This window comes from Solibacillus merdavium (assembly GCF_014836935.1).
Lineage (GTDB): Bacteria > Bacillota > Bacilli > Bacillales_A > Planococcaceae > Solibacillus > Solibacillus ferritrahens.
Map to the genome: position 1 here is coordinate 396,270 of NZ_JACSPW010000001.1, position 18,068 is coordinate 414,337.

Genomic DNA, 18,068 nt, shown 5'->3' on the forward strand with positions numbered 1-18,068 from the left:
AATGAGTAGTGAATTACTAGATGCCCTAACTGCCCTTGAAGAGCAGAAAGGTATTTCAAGAGATGTATTGATTGAAGCGATTGAAGCGGCTTTAGTAACTGCGTATAAACGTAACTTCAACCAAGCACAAAACGTTCGTGTCGACCTTAACCTTGAAACAGGTTCAATGGTCGTTTATTCGCGTAAAGACGTAGTGGAAGAAGTAGAAGACGATCGCTTAGAAATCGCATTGGAAGATGCGAAGTTTATTAATGCAGCTTATGAAATTGGTGACATCGTAGAAGAAGAAGTAACACCACGTAACTTCGGGCGCATCGCAGCACAGACTGCAAAACAAGTTGTAACACAACGTGTACGTGAAGCAGAACGCGGTTTGATTTATGAAGAATATGTAGACCGTGAAGATGATATCGTTACTGGATTAATTGAGCGTCAAGATGCACGTAATATTTACGTATCCATCGGTAAAGTAGAAGCAGCATTACCAGTGAACGAACAAATTCAAGGTGAAGTGTATAAGCCAACTTCACGCATCCGTGTTTACATTACTAAAGTTGAGCGCACAACACGTGGTCCACAAGTAATCGTATCTCGTACTCATCCTGGATTACTGCGTCGTCTATTTGAAATGGAAGTTCCGGAAATTTATGATGGCACAGTTGAAATTAAATCAATTGCACGTGAAGCGGGAGACCGTTCAAAAATCTCTGTATATGCACATAATGAAGAAGTAGATCCTGTAGGCTCATGTGTTGGTGCAAAAGGTGCACGTGTGCAAACAATTGTAAACGAACTAAACGGCGAGAAAATCGATATCGTTGAATGGTCTGAGGATCCAGTCGTATTCGTTGCAAATGCATTAAGTCCTTCAAAAGTTTTAGACGTTCAAGTAAATGAAGAAGAAAAGTCAACAACGGTTGTTGTACCGGATTATCAACTATCTTTAGCAATCGGTAAACGCGGTCAAAATGCACGTTTAGCCGCAAAATTAACTGGTTGGAAAATCGACATTAAGAGTGAAACTGATGCACGTGAATTAGGAATCTATCCTTCTGAAACGAGCACATTCATACCACATGAAGATAATGAAGATGTACAATTTGATTTATATGGTGACGATGAAGAATAATCATCTGTTGGAATGATTTTGCAAGGAGGGTGAGCAAAATGGTCGTTAATAGAAAAATTCCTTTACGTAAATGTGTCGCAACAGGTGAGATGCTTCCAAAAAAGTCAATGATTCGAGTCGTTCGTTCTAAAGAAGGCGAAGTAACAGTTGACATTACAGGAAAAAAATCCGGTCGTGGAGCATATGTTTCTAAAACGGAACAAGCGGTGGAAATCGCACGTAAAAAGAATATTTTAGATCGCCAGCTTGATGCAAAAGTGCCGGATGAAGTGTATGAGGAATTGCTGACACTAATCCGCAGGGAGTCGATTTTATGACAAACCCTGCATTGCTACAGCTATTAGGCTTAGCGGCACGTGCTCGAAAAACAATCTCTGGAGAAGAGCTTGTCATAAGGGAAATTCGTAATGGCAAAGCTAAACTAGTATTTTTAGCATCGGATGCTTCAGCGAATACAAGTAAAAAAATTCAAGATAAATGTACGTTTTATAACGTTGAGTATTATGTTTTCGGAGATCGATATGATCTTGGACATGCTACCGGGAAGGAAGCCCGTGTAGCGATTGCTATTACAGATAGCGGATTTGCTAAAAAAATGTCTAGTCTACTCAACGAAAATTAATCGGGGGTGAGCAGATGAGCAAAGTAAGAGTTCATGAATATGCGAAAAAGGTAAATAAAACAAGTAAGGAAGTTATTGAGAAGCTTGCAAGTTTCAATCTGCCAGTGAAAAATCACATGGCGGTAATTGATGAACAGGCGGTATCAAAACTAAATTCTGTCTTTAAGCAAGCAGCAGAACCAACGAAAGATTCTCCTGCAAAACCATCTGTCAAAGCTGTAAATGCATCGCCAAAACCTGGTGAGCAAGGGCAGAGAAACGCACAACAGAATCTAAAGCAGGATCGTCCACAATCTGCTTCAACTAACCAACAACCGAACAAACCAAGAAACGCCCAAGGGCAAACAAGATCGCAACAACCGAATAAACCGGCAAACGCCCAAGGGCAAACAAGATCGCAACAACCGAATAAACCGGCAAATGCCCAAGGGCAAACAAGATCACAACAACCGAACAAACCAGCAAATGCCCAAGGGCAAACAAGACCGCAACAACCGAACAAATCAACAAATGCCCAAGGGCAAACAATATCGCAACAAGGCGAAAAACAAAGAAATGAAAAAGGTAACCAAAATCGAAATATGACTCAAAATACTAATAACAACCGCAAAGGCGGAACGAACCAAAATAATAGTAATAATAAAGGCGGTAACACGCAGAATAAGGGTGGCTACCAACAACGTAGAAAGCCAGGAATTAATGGCGGTAAACGTCGTACGCATCGCCCAGCACCGCAGCCAATGGTACAAAAAGAATTACCGGAAAAAATCACGTTCTACGAAAGCTTGTCAGTTGCAGAACTTGCAAAAAAATTACACCGTGAGCCATCGGAAATTATTAAAAAATTATTCATGCTTGGTGTAATGGCAACAATTAACCAAGAGTTAGACAAAGATGCGATTGAGCTTATTTGTGCTGACTACGGTGTAGAAGTGGAAGAAGAAATTCGTATCGACAAAACAGATTTAGATACGTACTTCGATGATTCAATCGTAGAAGTGGATGAAAATGCTTTAGAAGAGCGTCCACCAGTTGTAACAATCATGGGTCACGTTGACCACGGTAAAACAACTTTACTTGACTCAATTCGTAACACAAAAGTAACTGCTGGCGAAGCAGGTGGTATCACTCAACATATCGGTGCTTACCAAGTTACTGAAAATGGCAAGAAAATTACGTTCTTAGATACACCAGGACACGCAGCATTCACTACAATGCGTGCGCGCGGAGCATCTATAACAGACATCGCGATTATCGTTGTAGCAGCTGATGACGGTGTAATGCCTCAAACAGTAGAAGCAATCAACCATGCGAAAGCAGCCGAAGTACCAATTATCGTAGCTGTAAACAAAATGGATAAACCTTCAGCAAACCCTGACCGCGTTCAGCAAGAATTAACAGAGCATGGCTTAGTTCCTGAAGCATGGGGTGGAGAGACAGTCTTTGTTCCAATTTCAGCACTAAAAGGTGAAGGAATCGATGAATTATTAGAAATGATTCTTTTAACTGCAGAAGTTGGGGAACTAAAAGCGAATCCGACTCGTGCTGCTATCGGTTCAGTAATCGAAGCACAATTAGACAAAGGTCGCGGTGCTGTTGCAACATTATTAGTTCAAGATGGTTCATTACGTGTTGGTGACCCAATCGTAGTTGGTCACGCATATGGTCGTGTACGTGCTATGGTAAACGATTTAGGTCGTCGTATTAAAACTGCTGGCCCATCAACTCCAGTAGAAATTACTGGTCTAAATGAAGTACCACAAGCGGGTGACCGTTTCGTTGTATTCCAAGACGAAAAAACAGCTCGTCAAGTTGGTGAGTCACGTTCAATGACTGCGATTCAAGCACAGCGTTCTGAAAAGCAACGTGTAACACTTGATAACTTATTTGAACAAATGAGCCAAGGCGAGATGAAAGAATTAAACTTAATCGTAAAAGCAGACGTACAAGGTACAGTGGAAGCAATGGCTTCTTCATTAATGAAAATTGATGTTGAAGGTGTTAACGTAAAAATCATCCACACAGGTGCGGGTGCTATTACAGAATCAGATATTTCACTTGCTGCTGCATCAAACGCTATTGTTATCGGATTTAACGTACGTCCTGATACGAACGCTAAGCGTGCTGCGGATGAAGAAGGTGTAGATATTCGTCAACACCGTATCATCTATAAAGTAATCGAAGAAATCGAACAAGCGATGAAAGGGATGCTTGATCCAGAATACGAAGAAAAAATCGTTGGTCAAGCGGAAGTTCGTCAAACAATCAAAGTCTCTAAAGTCGGTACAATTGCAGGTTCATACGTTATTGAAGGTAAAATGGTACGCGATGCGGGTGTACGTGTAATCCGTGAAAACGTTGTTGTTTTTGAAGGCGAATTAGATTCATTAAAACGCTTTAAAGATGACGCAAAAGAAGTAGCAAAAGGCTATGAGTGTGGTATCACAGTTAAAAACTACAATGACATTAAAGAAGGCGACATTATCGAAGCCTTCGTAATGGAAGAGATTGTTCGTAAGTAATGATTGTGTATGCAGAGATTGAATTCATCATTCAGACTGCCCACTCATTAAAAGAAAAGCGTGCTGTTCTACAACGAATGGTAATGCGGACGAAACAAAAGTTCAATGTTTCCGTTGCTGAAATTGACCATCAAGATGTATGGCAGCGTACAAGATTAGCACTTGTGTCAGTTGCTTCTTCCAAAGAAGCTGCTGAACGCGAGCTAATGCGTGCAGTACACTTTTTACAGTCAAATCCACAATGGGAACAGTTGGATTTTTATCGTGAATATTTGTAAAGTCCACATATAGTGGAAATTAAAACATCAATTACGCAAGTTAAATGAGGTGACATTTATGTCTCTACGTTCTAATCGAGTTGGCGAGCAAATGAAAAAGGAAATTACTGAAATCATTGCACGCAAAATCAAAGACCCACGCGTAGGTTTCGTTACAGTTACAGATGTAGCCGTAACAGGAGACTTACAGCAAGCAACTGTTTATATTACATCGTTAGGTAATGACCGAGAACGTTCGGAAACATTGCAAGCTTTAGAAAAAGCATCTGGTTTTATCCGTTCTGAAGTTGGTTCACGTATTCGCTTACGCCGTACGCCTGAACTAGCATTCGAATTCGATACAGCAATCGAATACGGTAATAAAATTGATGCATTACTACGTGGATTACACGAAGATAAATAAAACTAAGAAGTCTGCACTGCATAACTATGCAGGCAGACTTTTTTGTTTTAGAAGTTACTTTAAAATCAGAGGTTTTGTGAAGGAAATAAATTTTATGCTAAGGTAGAGTCACAATACAGCTGGAGCCACAACCTCAGGAAAGCGGGCACTTCACTTTGATTAAATTTAAGGAGAAATTCCGCTTATTTGGAAAATCGAGTGAAAAAAGGTCAAAATAGCGGTAGGAATTTCCTCTATTCACCTAAAAACCATTTAAAAATATGATTTTTCGATGAATAAGGGAAATATCTACCCTTATTTCTCTCAAAATAAGACCTTATCTACAAATAACAGTAAAACTTACCGTTATTTTAATTTCGACTAACCTGGGATTCGCACACATGGAGTACAAATAAAGGAGCAAGCATATGAACGGTATTTTGCCATTATGGAAAGAGCGCGGCATGACAAGTCATGACTGCGTGTTTAAATTACGAAAAATATTAAAGACAAAAAAGGTAGGACATACAGGGACACTGGATCCAGGTGTTGAAGGTGTTTTACCAATTTGCATAGGCCAGGCTACAAGAATTGCAGAATATTTAACTGATGCAGGCAAAACGTATGAAGCGGTCGTTTCAATCGGACGTACGACTACAACAGAAGATGCAGAAGGGGAAACTGTCGAACAAAACAGCGATGTTAAATCCTTCTCGCGTGCTGATATTTTACAGGCACTTACAACGTTAACGGGAGAAATCGAACAGACGCCTCCAATGTTCTCGGCTGTAAAAGTAAACGGGAAAAAGCTTTATGAATATGCGCGGGCAGGTCAGACGGTAGAGCGCCCAACACGTAAAATTAAAATATATGAGCTGGAATTATTAGATGATGCCGAAAAATTTGAGGGAGAAGAAGTGACATTCCAGGTCCGCATTAAATGTTCAAAAGGCACTTACATTCGAACATTAGCCGTTCAAATTGGGGAAGCATTAGGCTACCCGGCACATATGCATGAACTTGTTCGTACTGCTTCAGGTACATTTACAAAGGACAATTGTTTCACTTTAGCACAAATCGCTGAAATGATGGAATCCGGAGAACAGGGGAAATTTTTACTGCCTGTTGAATATGCCTTGTCGGATTATCCCTTTATTGAAATTACGGCTGATATTGAAAAACAAATTTTCAATGGACAAGTTCTCCCAATGCATGCATTATTAAAAGAACATGATAAAATTGTGTATGGTGTAGAGGGACGAGCATTTGCGGTTTATATCGCCCATCCGACTAAACAAGGGCAAATGAAGCCAGATAAAATGTTCCCCGAAATTAATTAGGAGGCACATAATGAACGTTATTCATTTAAAATACCCCCATCAATTAGCTCAAAAAGGAAAACAGCCCTATTCATTGGCAATCGGTTTTTTTGATGGGGTACATAAAGGGCATCAAGCGGTTATTGAGGCTGCAAAACAAAAAGCAGAAGAACTAAATATTAAAAGTGCTGTCATGACATTTGATCCACATCCATCAATCGTATTAGGTGGACGCAATGAAAAGGTGTTTTATATTACGCCACTTTCACAAAAGTTGGATACGCTGGAAAAACTAAATGTCGATACTGTATTTGTTGTGAATTTCACATCAGATTTTGCGAAGCTAACACCTGAACAATTTATCGAGTATTTTATTATTGATTTAAACGTTTTGCATGTTACTGCAGGCTTTGATTTCTCATTTGGAGCATTCGGAAAAGGGAATATGGAGCTTATGGCACAATTATCAAACGGTAAATACGGTGTGACAGTTATTGATAAGCTTTCAGATATTGAAGAAAAAATAAGTTCTACGCGTATTCGAAAAGCGTTACAAGACGGTGAGATGGAGCAAGTTCGTAACTTATTGGGGCGTGCATTTGAAGTTCCAGGTATTGTTGTCCATGGGGATAAGCGCGGACGTACGATGGGATTCCCTACAGCAAATGTGCAGGCAATGGAAGGATGTTACATACCAGCTACTGGTGTCTATGCAGTAAAAATTTTAGTGCAAAATGAGTGGTATAAAGGTGTATGCAATGTTGGCTATAAACCGACTTTCCACAATCCGGACGAAAAGCGACTATCCATCGAAGTGCATATTTTGGATTTTGATAAAAATATTTACGGTGAAGAGGTAATCGTAGGCTGGTATAAACGTATTCGCAGTGAACGGAAATTCAACGGAATAGAAGCTTTAATTGAGCAAATCGAAATGGATAAACAACAAGCAATCGCCTATTTTGAAGAACTGCGCTAAATAGTTGCACACATATAAAGAACTATGGTACTATTCATAAGTACGAAACTCTCGTATGAACCTTAGCTCGGCTTTCACGCAACTCCAGCGATTGCTGTGCTATTGGGGATATTTTATTTATTAGGAGGTCATTTTAAATGGCAATTACACAACAACGTAAAAACGAAATTATCGCTGAGTACCGCGTGCACGAAACAGATACTGGTTCTCCAGAAGTACAAGTAGCTGTATTAACTGCAGAAATCAACGCTTTAAACGCTCACTTAGCTACTCACAAGAAAGATTTCCACTCTCAACGTGGTCTTCTTAAAATGGTAGGTAAACGTCGTCATTTATTAAAATATTTACGTGAAAACGATGTAGCTCGTTACCGTGAATTAATTACTAAACTTGGATTACGTCGCTAATCTGACAATATAAAAAGCGGGATTTTTCCCGCTTTTTATTATGTTTTGAAATCAGTCAGCTTTCCATAACAATGGTGCGATGTTTAACTTCTTTGAGCAGGTGTATAAACGCCTGTTGAAAGAAGTTAAACCATTGCTGGAAAGTTTAAAATAATGATTAAATTTATATAAATTTAATCAAAAAATTTAGCATAGAAAACGCTTTTTTGATACACTTACTATGGTACATAAAATGATACGTAGAGTGTTTCAATAAGAAAGGGGTTCAATTAATGAACGAAAAAAAAGTCTTTTCGTATGAATGGGCAGGTCGTCCACTCGTAGTAGAAGTAGGTCAGTTAGCAAAACAAGCAAATGGTGCGGCAATGGTACGCTATGGCGAAACAGCAGTGTTAGCTACAGCAACAATGTCTAAACAACCAAAGCCATTAGATTTCTTCCCGTTAACAGTTAACTTTGAAGAACGTCTATACGCAGCAGGAAAAATCCCAGGCGGTTTCATTAAACGTGAAGGACGTCCATCAGAAGCGGCAGTATTAACTTCTCGCTTAATCGACCGTCCAATCCGTCCAATGTTCCCGGATGGTTTCCGTAATGAAGTACAATCAATTTTAATGGTTATGTCAAATGATTCAGATTGCCCAGCAGATGTAGCGGCAATGTTTGGTTCTTCATTATCATTAGCTATTTCGGATATTCCATTCGATGGACCAATCGCTGGTGTTCATGTAGGCTATATCGACGGTAAATTCGTTGTGAATCCTACAGTGGAACAAGCAGCAAAATCGACTGTTCACTTAACAGTAGCAGGTAATAAAGATGCGGTTAACATGGTAGAAGCAGGTGCTTTAGAAGTAACTGAAGACATCATGCTTGAAGCAATTATGTTTGGCCATGAAGAAATCAAAAAGTTAATTGCCTTCCAAGAGCAAATTATTGCTGAAGTAGGTAAAGAAAAATTAGAAGTAACATTATATGAACTAGATGCAGACTTAACAGTAGCGATTAAAGCTGAATGTGAAGCTGATATGAATACAGCGATCCAAACAGTGGACAAGCAATTACGTGAAGAAAATATTACAGCTGTAAAAACACGTATTATCGAAGGATATGAAGCTCAAGAAGCTGATGATGCGACGATGAAGCAAGTTAAGGCTATTTTAGATAAAATGGTAAAAGATGAAGTGCGTCGTTTAATTACAGAAGACAAAGTTCGTCCGGATGGTCGTAAGCAAGATGAAATCCGTCCACTTTCTTCTGAAGTTGATTTATTGCCACGTGCCCACGGTTCAGCTTTATTCACACGTGGACAAACGCAGGCATTATCAATTTGTACATTAGGTGCTTTAGGTGATGTACAAATTATTGACGGCATAGGTATTGAAGATTCAAAACGTTGGATGCACCATTACAACTTCCCACAATTCTCAGTTGGGGAAACAGGTCGATACGGTAGCCCAGGTCGTCGTGAAATCGGTCACGGTGCATTAGGTGAGCGTGCGATTTTAGCAGTAATGCCATCAGAAGAAGAATTCCCGTATGCAATTCGTTGTGTATCGGAAGTATTAGAATCAAACGGTTCTACTTCTCAAGCATCGATTTGTGCTTCTACAATGGCACTTATGGCTGCCGGCGTTCCAATTAAAGCACCAGTTGCAGGTATTGCAATGGGTCTTGTTAAAAAAGGCGAGCACTATACAGTATTATCAGATATCCAAGGTATGGAAGACCACCTTGGTGACATGGACTTTAAAGTGGCAGGTACAGCTAAAGGTGTAACAGCACTTCAAATGGACATTAAAATCGATGGTCTATCTCGTAATATTTTAGAAGAAGCATTAACTCAAGCGAAAATCGGTCGTTTGCACATTTTAGATCATATGATGTCAACGATTTCTGATTCTCGTACTTCATTATCACAATATGCACCAAAAATCGTTTCAATCAAAATTAACCCTGACAAAATCCGTGACGTAATCGGACCGGGTGGTAAAGTAATCAATAAAATTATTGATGAAACAGGCGTTAAAATTGATACAGAACAAGACGGCACAATCTACATCGCTTCAGCAGATGAAGCAATGATTAACCGTGCAAAAGAAATGATCGAATCAATCGTACGTGAAGCTAAAGTAGGCGAGTACTACTTATCAACAGTAAAACGTATTGAAAAATTTGGTGCATTCTGTGAAATCTTCCCAGGTAAAGACGGCTTACTACACATTTCGGAAATTCAGGAAGAACGTACGAAAGAAGTAGAAGACGTATTAAAACTAGGCGATGAATTACTTGTGAAGTGTATTGAAATTGACAAGCAAGGTCGCGTAAACTTATCACGCAAAGTAGTTATTAAAGAAGAAAAAGAGCGCGCAGAACAAGGGAAATAATTAATTCCAAGCGCTTTTAACAAGATGAAAAGGGAGGTTGTACACTATTGTACAGCCTCTTTTTTAAATAAGATGATTAATAAGAGCCGAATTAAAGGAGAAAATTTTATGGTACAAGTAATTACAGCAAAAAATGGTGTGCGCATTGTGACAGAGCAGATGCCTCATGTCAGATCTTTATCGGTCGGAATATGGGTCAATGCAGGCTCACGCTATGAAATGAAAGAAGAAAATGGGATTACCCATTTTATCGAGCATATGCTATTTAAGGGAACAAAAAACCGGACAGCCCGTCAAATTGCCGAAGAATTTGACCGTATTGGTGGGGAGATTAATGCCTTCACGTCAAAAGAGCATACGTGCTATTATGCAAAAGTGCTGGACCATCATGGGGAGCTGGCAGTTGATATTTTAGCCGATATGTTTTTTAATTCCTTATTTACGCAGGAAGACATCGAGCGGGAACGACAAGTTGTGCTAGAAGAAATTTATATGAGTGAAGACGATCCAGCTGATGATGTACATGAAAAATTATGGGGAGTAATGTTCCCTGAAGATGCGTTAGGGCGACCAATTTTAGGAACACCCGAAACGTTGGCAACATTTGACGAAAAGATGATTCGCGGATATATGGCGAAACATTACGGTCCTCAAAATGTTGTCATTTCGATTGCTGGTAATATTGAAAAAGATTTATTGGAAAAAGTAGAAGCTTTATTTGGAAACTATGAAGCAAGCTCGGAATCGATTGTTTCCAAGCCTTCTTATCCTACATTTATACCAGGTGAAATTGAAAAAGTAAGAGATACAGAACAGGCACATATCGCCATTTCATTTCCCGCGATTTCTGTAAAAGATCCAAAAATGTACAGCTTTATTGCACTGAACAATATTATTGGCGGTAATATGAGCTCTCGTCTATTCCAGGAAGTACGGGAAGAGCGCGGACTGGCGTATTCCGTATTCAGCTATCAGTCAAGTTTTGAGGATGTTGGAACATTTACAATTTATGCTTCAGCTTCCAAACAAAACTTGGATGCGTTAAAGCAGCAAATAGATCAAACTTTATTTGATCTCGTAACAGGCGGGATAACGGAAGTTGAACTTGATAATGCAAAGGAACAACTAAAAGGCGGCTTCGTATTAGGCCTTGAAGGAACCGAAGACTTTATGAACCGTAACGGGGTTAATGAGCTTATTCATCAAAACCATCGTACTGTTGATGAAGTATTGGAAAAAATTGATGCAATCTCAATGGAAACCATCGATGAGCTCATTACACAAATTTTATTAACCGAGCCCGCGATTGCCATTATCGGACCGGAAAACGAATAAAAGAAAGGACAGCGCAGCTAACATTTAGCAAGCGCTGTCCTTTTAAAATTCAGCTGTCTTAAATTTTGTTACGGCTGTTTTATAGTATTGATAGTAAACAATTAACCCAATAATCGGCAAGAAGATTGCCCCCATTAGTTTGATGTCCATAATACTAAATATAAGCATGATGAAGAAATGCACAATAGTAAAGATGAACAAATAACCGATAATGGACCAAATTGAAATACTTTTCGTACCCTGTGAAGGATTGCTTAAATAGTTTTTCAGCATCGAACCAATAGAAGCAATTCCTGCAGTAAAGAAGATGACGATAAATGATAATTCAAAGGCCTCTATTTGATTATCCGAATATATAATCGTTTGATAAATTCCAATAGGAAGCAGAATGATAAGTATCTGTAGTAAACTGAAAATAAATAAACTTTTCACAAAGTCTTTAGGCGCAATCGGCATTACCCGAAACTTTCTTATGAAGTGGTTTTCGAGTAAATAACTAATACTTAATACGGGCGTTAAGCTTATAAAATATATTGTCACAAAACCTAAATTAATTTCTCTAAGGATAACCCACTGAATTGCTATGAGCCCTATAATGAATAAAAATGCGGTAAAGAGTAGCTTTCGTGATAAATAAAAATGTATTTTTAACAGTGAAATCATGTGACGTCCCTCCTGTTTTCACGAAAATAAGTGATGCTTGCTGCGATGATAATAAGTACTAGTGAACTAAAGAATAATAGTATGCTGTGAAATGTTGAAAGCCTAATAATCAAGGATATTAATTGTGTAAAAGCTAACGGGATAAAAAACATGGAAAGGTTAACGTAATACCCATATTTGATACGGCGTAACAGCAGGAAAATACTAATTATTAAAAAGCTGATAACAATGCTTAACAAAATTTGTTTGGCAGAAGGAAGTACAAGCTGCTGCTCTAGTAAAGTTTGAATAACCGAAGTTACTACGATTGTATAAAGTATATAGTACAAGGCGTACCGACCGATAAAAGAAATATCCACAATGAAAAACGTCTTTTTTGAAATAGGAAATAAACTTGTCATGACGAGCTGGCTTTCGCGTAAATCCAAATAAGTTGCACACAGCACCGTTATGCTGATAGAAAGAATAAAATAGGCAGCGAATTCGCCACCTTCAAATAATAGAGGGAGCGCGAAAAATGATGCCACAAGTGGTGTAAACAAAATCCATGCAGACAACTCTTGTTCATAATAACGGAAAAGCATCTGTTTCATCGTTGTCGCCCCTTTACGAAAAACAGCATCAGATCATCAATCGTCGGTTTTTGCAGTTCAATAACAGGGTTCACAAATTCACGCATAACTAAGTACTCGACTCCAAATAAATAATCCCGTTTACCGACAATCGAATGATTCGGAATTACTTTCGCTTCTTCAAGTGATCCTTTCCAAATCCCATAGCCGTACAGCAAATCGTCTTTGTTTTCACTAAACAGAATTTCGCCTTCATGAATAAATGTAATCGTATCCGCAATTTTCTCTAAATCAGTTGTATTATGAGAAGAAAACAGTATCGCATGGTCTTCCTGTTCCATAAAGTTTTGTAGCATACCCAGCACTTCATCGCGTACAATCGGATCAAGTCCGGCCGTTGGTTCATCCAACAGTAAAAGTTTCGGTCGATGTGCCAATGCCAATGATAGAGCTAGCTTCATTTTAGTTCCTTTGGACATCGTTTTGATTTTGTCGTATTTTTGTACATCTAGCTGTTCTAGTAAATCATTAAAATAAGGACGATCCCAGGTAGGGTACACATTGCCGTAAAGTACATCTAATTCTTTAGTAGTAAAGTTTTCAGGTACGTGCAGTTCATCAAACACTACCCCGATTTGAGCCTTTAACTCCACTTCGTGCGCAATATGGTCCTTTCCGAACAGGAGAATATCGCCCTCTATTTTTTTGAGTAAATTTAATATGACTTTTATTGTCGTAGATTTCCCCGCACCATTTTGCCCGATAAAACCTGCAATCGTTCCGCTTTCAACAGTAAAGGATATATTATTTAACCGGAAATTCTTGAATTGTTTCGATACATTTTTTACTTCAATTGCATTCATCGTCATTCCTCCAATAGTAAATCGAGTAAGTCATGCAGTTCCTGTTTTTGCACATTTGCCGTTCTTGCAATGGATACTGCTTTAGTAAAATGAATTTCAATCTGACGAATTAGCTCTTCGCGCAAAAAATCCTGATTGCGCTCGGATACATAGCTACCTTTGCCGGCAATGGTTTCAATAAATCCATCCCGTTCTAAATCTGCATACGCCCGCTTTGTCGTCATTACACTAATTTTCAGTTCTTTCGCCAATGCTCTTATAGAAGGAAGGGAATCCCCTGTTACAAGAACACCAGTCAATATAGCCTGTTTTAACTGGTCGGTAATTTGCTCATAAATCGGCTTGTCGCTATTATTACTTAATTTGATTATCACTGTTTTCACCACCTAATGTAAAACTGTATATGTACAGTATATACAGTTATTCGATGTGTGTCTACTGAAAAGTTAGAAAAATTTGGATGTACTGAAATAAGTGGAAATTTTACCCTTATTTTAAAAATTACTTATTTTTATAGGAAGATAAGGGAATAGATTTCCGTTATCCTTCGAAAAATTAATTTTTTTCATTGATATTTACTCAATAAGGGAAATTTCTACCGCTATTTCAGCTGTTTTTAATGAGATTTATCAAATAAGGGAAATTCTTACCTCTATTTTTACAAAGCAAATACCTAGTAAATCTGGAGTCACCGCCGTTTAAACTTAATATGAGAACCATTTCACTTCTAACTGACTTGATGCATATAGTAATGGTAGGCTCTTACAAGAGGAGGGATACAATGCTTTTATCAGAGCTCGCTGAGAAAGAATTGATCGAAATGGAGAACGGGGTTCGTTATGGCTTTTTAGCAGAGACCGAATGTATTTTCGATGCAAAAACAGGGAAAATTACAGGCTTTGAAATGCCGCCACAAATGGTGAAAATGCCATTTCAAAAGAAAAAGCCGGGTATGGTGAAGTATATTCCTTGGGAAGAAATTATTTTGATTGGCGAAGATCGGGTATTATTTCAAAAAACAACATCAACTTTAAAGCATGCAAATGATGAATGAACGCTGGCTTATAATTGGAACAGATGAACGAATGCGTTTTTTAGCAAAGCATTTATCTACGAATGAACGAACGGTTTATTACAAGAACACTGCTGTATGGGATGAAGCGTTAAACAAAGTAGCATTAGAGTTACACCCAACAGAAATTGTTCTGCCAATCCATCCTTTAACGATTCAAGTGGATGAACTATTAGGTATACGCCAAGCGCAGTTTTTTTCAGGAAAACTTAACGACCAATGGCAACAACTTCTACAGGGGAAACGCATTCATTATTATTTAACAGATGAAACATTTATCTGGAAAAATGCGGCGCTTACTGCAGAAAGCTTTTTAGCTCATTTATATCAGGCAAAAGTAAATGTGCAGTATAAAACATTCATCATCACAGGATTTGGACGCGTAGCAAAAATGCTTGCTTTGTTTTTAACACGTTTAAATGCAAAAGTCATTATCGCAGTAAGGTCCGAACATCAGAAGGCTGAAGCGCTTGCATATGGTTACAAAGGCGTAGAATTAAAGGGAGAAAACAGTGTGGATGCTGATTTCCTTATAAATACGATTCCAACTAATTGGCTAACAAAAGACTACGCATCATGGACTACTCGCCCTATTTACGACCTTGCTTCAAGTCCAGGGTGTCTAGATGATTTAAAATTATCTCAGTATGAGTTGCTGCCTGGATTACCTGGTATATACTTTCCGCAGGCTGCAGCCAAGTTATTAACAGAAACAATAGTAGAATTGCGAAAGGAGGAAACAAGTGCTTGAAGGAAAACGCATTGGTTTAGGGATAACTGCATCACATTGTACCTATGAAGATGTTGTACCGAAAATTTCACAATTTCGGGAAGCCGGTGCAACGGTAGTACCGATCATTACTCCTTCTGTATTACATGCTGCAACACGATTCGGAACAGGTGAAGAGTGGATTGCAAAAATAGAAGAGCAGGCGGGGGAAAAGGTGGTCAGTTCAATAGCGGAGGCAGAGCCGTTTGGACCCAAAAATCCATTGGATTGTATGGTGATTGCACCAATGACAGGCAATTCAATCAGTAAATTTGCCAATGCTGCTACAGACAGTGCAGTATTGATGGCTGCAAAGGCGACATTGCGTAATGGCTCACCTGTTGTACTTGGTATATCAACGAATGATGCACTTGGTTTAAATGGGATGAATTTAATGAAACTTATGAATGCCAAAAATATATTTTTCATTCCATTCGGTCAGGATGATCCAATTAATAAACCTACATCGCTAATAGCAGATTTCACAAAAATGCTCGATACTGTAGCATATACGCTCGCTCATAAAAAACAGATTCAACCTATATTTATACAATATTTTAAATAATCAAAAAATCTAACACAATTCAAATAATATATGATACAATATCCAACATTATATACATACCGATATTTTTAGGAGAGATGAGACATGTTGAAAAAGTTAAATGTTGCGGTAGTAGGAGCAACTGGGGCAGTTGGTACAAAAATGATGGAGAAATTAGTGGAGCGTAAATTTCCGATTGCATCTATTAAATTTTTAGCCTCTGCTCGTTCGGCAGGTAATAAAATAGAATTCAACGGTGAAACATATACAATAGAAGAAGCAAAACCGGAAAGCTTTGAAGGTATTGATATTGCTTTATTTTCTGCAGGTGGCGCTGTTTCGGAGGCTTTGGCACCCGAAGCAGCAAAACGCGGCGCAATTGTAATTGATAATACGAGCCACTTCCGTATGGATCCGGAAGTACCGCTTGTAGTACCTGAAGTAAATCGCCATGCATTAAAGACAATTCCTAAAGGGATTATAGCAAACCCAAACTGTTCGACAATTCAAATGGTCGCAGCATTACAGCCAATCCGTGAAAAGTTCGGCTTAACAAAAATTGTCGTATCGACATATCAGGCTGTATCAGGTTCAGGTATAGCAGCGATTGAAGAATTGCGCGATCAAAGTACACAATGGGATGCAGGAAAAAACGTAGAAGCAAATGTTCTTCCTGTGAAATCCGATAAAAAGCATTATCCAATCGCTCGTAATGTCATTCCGCAAATTGATAAGTTTACGGATAATGGCTTTACATATGAAGAAATGAAAATGATTAACGAAACAAAAAAAATTATGGAAGCACCTGAATTAAAAGTTGCTGCTACTTGTGTCCGTGTTCCTGTCGTATCTGGCCACTCGGAATCAGTGTATATTGAGCTTGAGGAAGAAGCGACAGTACAGCAGATTTTCGACGTATTAAAAGATGCTCCAGGAATCGTTTTACAGGATGATACAGCACAGCAAGTTTATCCTATGCCAATATTTGCAGAAAACGAAGAACCGACATTCGTTGGACGTATTCGCCAAGATTTGGACAATAAAAAAGGATTCCACTTATGGATTGTGTCAGATAACTTACTAAAAGGTGCTGCACTTAATTCAATTCAAATTGCAGAAGCTATGCTAGAGGATAACTTACTATAAGGGGAGGATTTAGTAATGGATTTTGGACGAATTGGTACAGCGATGATTACACCGTTTAAAAAGGACGGCACGATTAATTATCCTGAATTAGAGCGAATTATTAACCATTTGATTGACAATGGCACAGATTCAATTATCGCTTGTGGAACAACTTCAGAAAACCCAACGATGTCAACAGAGGAAAAAATTGAGGTCGTTCGTTTTACTGTGGAAAAAGTGGCAGGTCGTGTGCCTGTTATTGCAGGTACAGGAGATAATGAAACTGCCTATTCAATTATGATGACACATAAAGCTGAAGAAAATGGCGCAAATGGCATTATGCTCGTTACACCATATTATAACAAGCCAAACCAGCGCGGTATGTATGCTCACTTTGAAACTATTGCCAAGGAAACAACACTACCTATAATGCTATATAATGTACCTGGTCGAACGGGTGCAAATATTTTAGCGGAAACAACTATTGCATTAAGCAAGGATGTACCGAATATTACATGCATTAAAGAAGCGAGCGGCAATTTAGATCAAATGGGTGATATTATTGAAAATGTCGATTCGGATTTCTTCGTATACTCAGGAGATGACGGGTTGACGTTACCATTACTTGCAATCGGCGGTCGTGGCATCATATCAGTTGCTTCACATGTAGTCGGAAAAGATATGCAGCAAATGATTCGTGCTTTTGAAGAAGGTCGTCATCAGGAAGCTGCCCAGATTCACCGTGCCTTACTACCACTAGTCCGTGCATTATTTGCACAGCCTAATCCATCACCAATTAAGTATGCAATGACAAAATTAGGCTTTGATACATTAGATGTTCGAATGCCAATGATGGAAATGCTACCTGAAGAAAAAGCTGCATTTGATGAAATTTGGAATACGTATCAGGCAAAAGCAGAACAGTTCCGCGCTCTACAAACAAACTAATAAGTAAACAACCACTACTTTCAAAAGGAGGTAGTGGTTGTTTTTTTATAAGTAATATAAATCGATTAGAACGCACAATATGTTATATTGAGAATAACAAACTCTTTAGGCACTGTAATAGTTTTAGTTTTACATATTTTTCATAAAAAAGA

20 protein-coding genes are annotated in these 18,068 nt (G+C 38.6%); 16 read left to right on the forward strand and 4 right to left on the reverse strand.

Going from position 1 to position 18,068, the window contains the following annotated elements; translation table 11 throughout:
- The first annotated feature begins 1 nt into the window (after position 1).
- From nusA to H9632_RS01890, 11 genes are all read left to right on the forward strand, one after another.
- A complete protein-coding gene (gene nusA, locus H9632_RS01840; RefSeq protein WP_191702415.1) occupies positions 2-1,129 on the forward strand; it encodes a transcription termination factor NusA in 1,128 nt (375 codons plus the stop codon).
- Positions 1,130-1,167: 38 nt separating this feature from the next.
- Complete coding sequence (gene rnpM / locus H9632_RS01845) at positions 1,168-1,446, forward strand: RNase P modulator RnpM (RefSeq protein ID WP_191702416.1); 279 nt, start codon at positions 1,168-1,170, stop codon at positions 1,444-1,446.
- A complete protein-coding gene (locus H9632_RS01850; RefSeq protein ID WP_191698370.1) occupies positions 1,443-1,751 on the forward strand; it encodes a YlxQ family RNA-binding protein in 309 nt (102 codons plus the stop codon). Before rnpM ends, H9632_RS01850 begins: the two co-directional genes overlap by 4 nt.
- 14 nt (positions 1,752-1,765) lie before the next feature.
- The gene (gene infB / locus H9632_RS01855) at positions 1,766-4,273 is read left to right on the forward strand and encodes a translation initiation factor IF-2 (RefSeq protein ID WP_191702417.1); all 2,508 of its coding nucleotides are present in this window, start codon (positions 1,766-1,768) and stop codon (positions 4,271-4,273) included.
- Positions 4,273-4,551 (forward strand): DUF503 domain-containing protein, encoded by a 279-nt coding sequence (locus H9632_RS01860; RefSeq protein WP_191698368.1) that lies wholly within the window; start codon positions 4,273-4,275, stop codon positions 4,549-4,551. The genes infB and H9632_RS01860 overlap by 1 nt, the downstream gene beginning before the upstream one ends.
- A 58-nt stretch (positions 4,552-4,609) precedes the next feature.
- A complete protein-coding gene (gene rbfA / locus H9632_RS01865) occupies positions 4,610-4,954 on the forward strand; it encodes a 30S ribosome-binding factor RbfA (RefSeq protein WP_191702418.1) in 345 nt (114 codons plus the stop codon).
- A 407-nt stretch (positions 4,955-5,361) separates the two neighbouring features.
- Positions 5,362-6,273: a tRNA pseudouridine(55) synthase TruB gene (gene truB / locus H9632_RS01870; protein ID WP_191702419.1), complete on the forward strand. Its 912-nt coding sequence runs from the start codon at positions 5,362-5,364 to the stop codon at positions 6,271-6,273.
- A gap of 10 nt (positions 6,274-6,283) precedes the next feature.
- Positions 6,284-7,231: a riboflavin biosynthesis protein RibF gene (gene ribF, locus H9632_RS01875; RefSeq protein ID WP_191702420.1), complete on the forward strand. Its 948-nt coding sequence runs from the start codon at positions 6,284-6,286 to the stop codon at positions 7,229-7,231.
- 137 nt (positions 7,232-7,368) lie between these two features.
- Entirely contained in the window at positions 7,369-7,638 is a 270-nt protein-coding gene (rpsO, locus tag H9632_RS01880; RefSeq protein WP_191698364.1) for a 30S ribosomal protein S15, read from the forward strand.
- Between the two features lie 272 nt (positions 7,639-7,910).
- Positions 7,911-10,025, forward strand: a complete 2,115-nt coding sequence (pnp, locus tag H9632_RS01885) for a polyribonucleotide nucleotidyltransferase (RefSeq protein WP_191702421.1) — start codon at positions 7,911-7,913, stop codon at positions 10,023-10,025.
- Between the two features lie 108 nt (positions 10,026-10,133).
- Positions 10,134-11,360 carry a M16 family metallopeptidase gene (locus H9632_RS01890; protein WP_191702422.1) on the forward strand — a complete coding sequence of 409 codons (1,227 nt, stop codon included), beginning with the start codon at positions 10,134-10,136 and terminating at the stop codon, positions 11,358-11,360.
- A 42-nt stretch (positions 11,361-11,402) separates the two neighbouring features.
- Here H9632_RS01890 and H9632_RS01895 read toward each other — a convergent pair whose 3' ends face one another.
- From H9632_RS01895 to H9632_RS01910, 4 genes are read right to left on the reverse strand one after another with little or no spacing between them, the layout of a single operon-like run.
- Positions 11,403-12,023 (reverse strand): hypothetical protein, encoded by a 621-nt coding sequence (locus H9632_RS01895; protein ID WP_191702423.1) that lies wholly within the window; start codon positions 12,021-12,023, stop codon positions 11,403-11,405.
- Positions 12,020-12,616, reverse strand: a complete 597-nt coding sequence (locus tag H9632_RS01900) for an ATPase (RefSeq protein ID WP_191702424.1) — start codon at positions 12,614-12,616, stop codon at positions 12,020-12,022. The genes H9632_RS01895 and H9632_RS01900 overlap by 4 nt, the downstream gene beginning before the upstream one ends.
- The gene (locus H9632_RS01905; RefSeq protein WP_191702425.1) at positions 12,613-13,458 is read right to left on the reverse strand and encodes an ABC transporter ATP-binding protein; all 846 of its coding nucleotides are present in this window, start codon (positions 13,456-13,458) and stop codon (positions 12,613-12,615) included. Before H9632_RS01905 ends, H9632_RS01900 begins: the two co-directional genes overlap by 4 nt.
- 2 nt (positions 13,459-13,460) lie before the next feature.
- Entirely contained in the window at positions 13,461-13,832 is a 372-nt protein-coding gene (locus tag H9632_RS01910; protein ID WP_191702426.1) for a GntR family transcriptional regulator, read from the reverse strand.
- Between the two features lie 407 nt (positions 13,833-14,239).
- Between H9632_RS01910 and H9632_RS01915 the strand changes: the two genes are divergently transcribed.
- The 5 genes from H9632_RS01915 (at position 14,240) to dapA (ending at position 17,916) form a co-directional block, all read left to right on the forward strand.
- Positions 14,240-14,512 carry a YlmC/YmxH family sporulation protein gene (locus tag H9632_RS01915; protein ID WP_191702427.1) on the forward strand — a complete coding sequence of 91 codons (273 nt, stop codon included), beginning with the start codon at positions 14,240-14,242 and terminating at the stop codon, positions 14,510-14,512.
- Entirely contained in the window at positions 14,505-15,281 is a 777-nt protein-coding gene (locus tag H9632_RS01920; protein ID WP_225223617.1) for a dipicolinate synthase subunit A, read from the forward strand. The genes H9632_RS01915 and H9632_RS01920 overlap by 8 nt, the downstream gene beginning before the upstream one ends.
- Positions 15,274-15,864: a dipicolinate synthase subunit B gene (locus H9632_RS01925; protein WP_191698355.1), complete on the forward strand. Its 591-nt coding sequence runs from the start codon at positions 15,274-15,276 to the stop codon at positions 15,862-15,864. Before H9632_RS01920 ends, H9632_RS01925 begins: the two co-directional genes overlap by 8 nt.
- A gap of 84 nt (positions 15,865-15,948) precedes the next feature.
- Positions 15,949-16,989 (forward strand): aspartate-semialdehyde dehydrogenase, encoded by a 1,041-nt coding sequence (locus H9632_RS01930; protein WP_191702429.1) that lies wholly within the window; start codon positions 15,949-15,951, stop codon positions 16,987-16,989.
- A 15-nt stretch (positions 16,990-17,004) separates the two neighbouring features.
- A complete protein-coding gene (dapA, locus tag H9632_RS01935) occupies positions 17,005-17,916 on the forward strand; it encodes a 4-hydroxy-tetrahydrodipicolinate synthase (protein ID WP_191702430.1) in 912 nt (303 codons plus the stop codon).
- Positions 17,917-18,068: the final 152 nt, after the last annotated feature.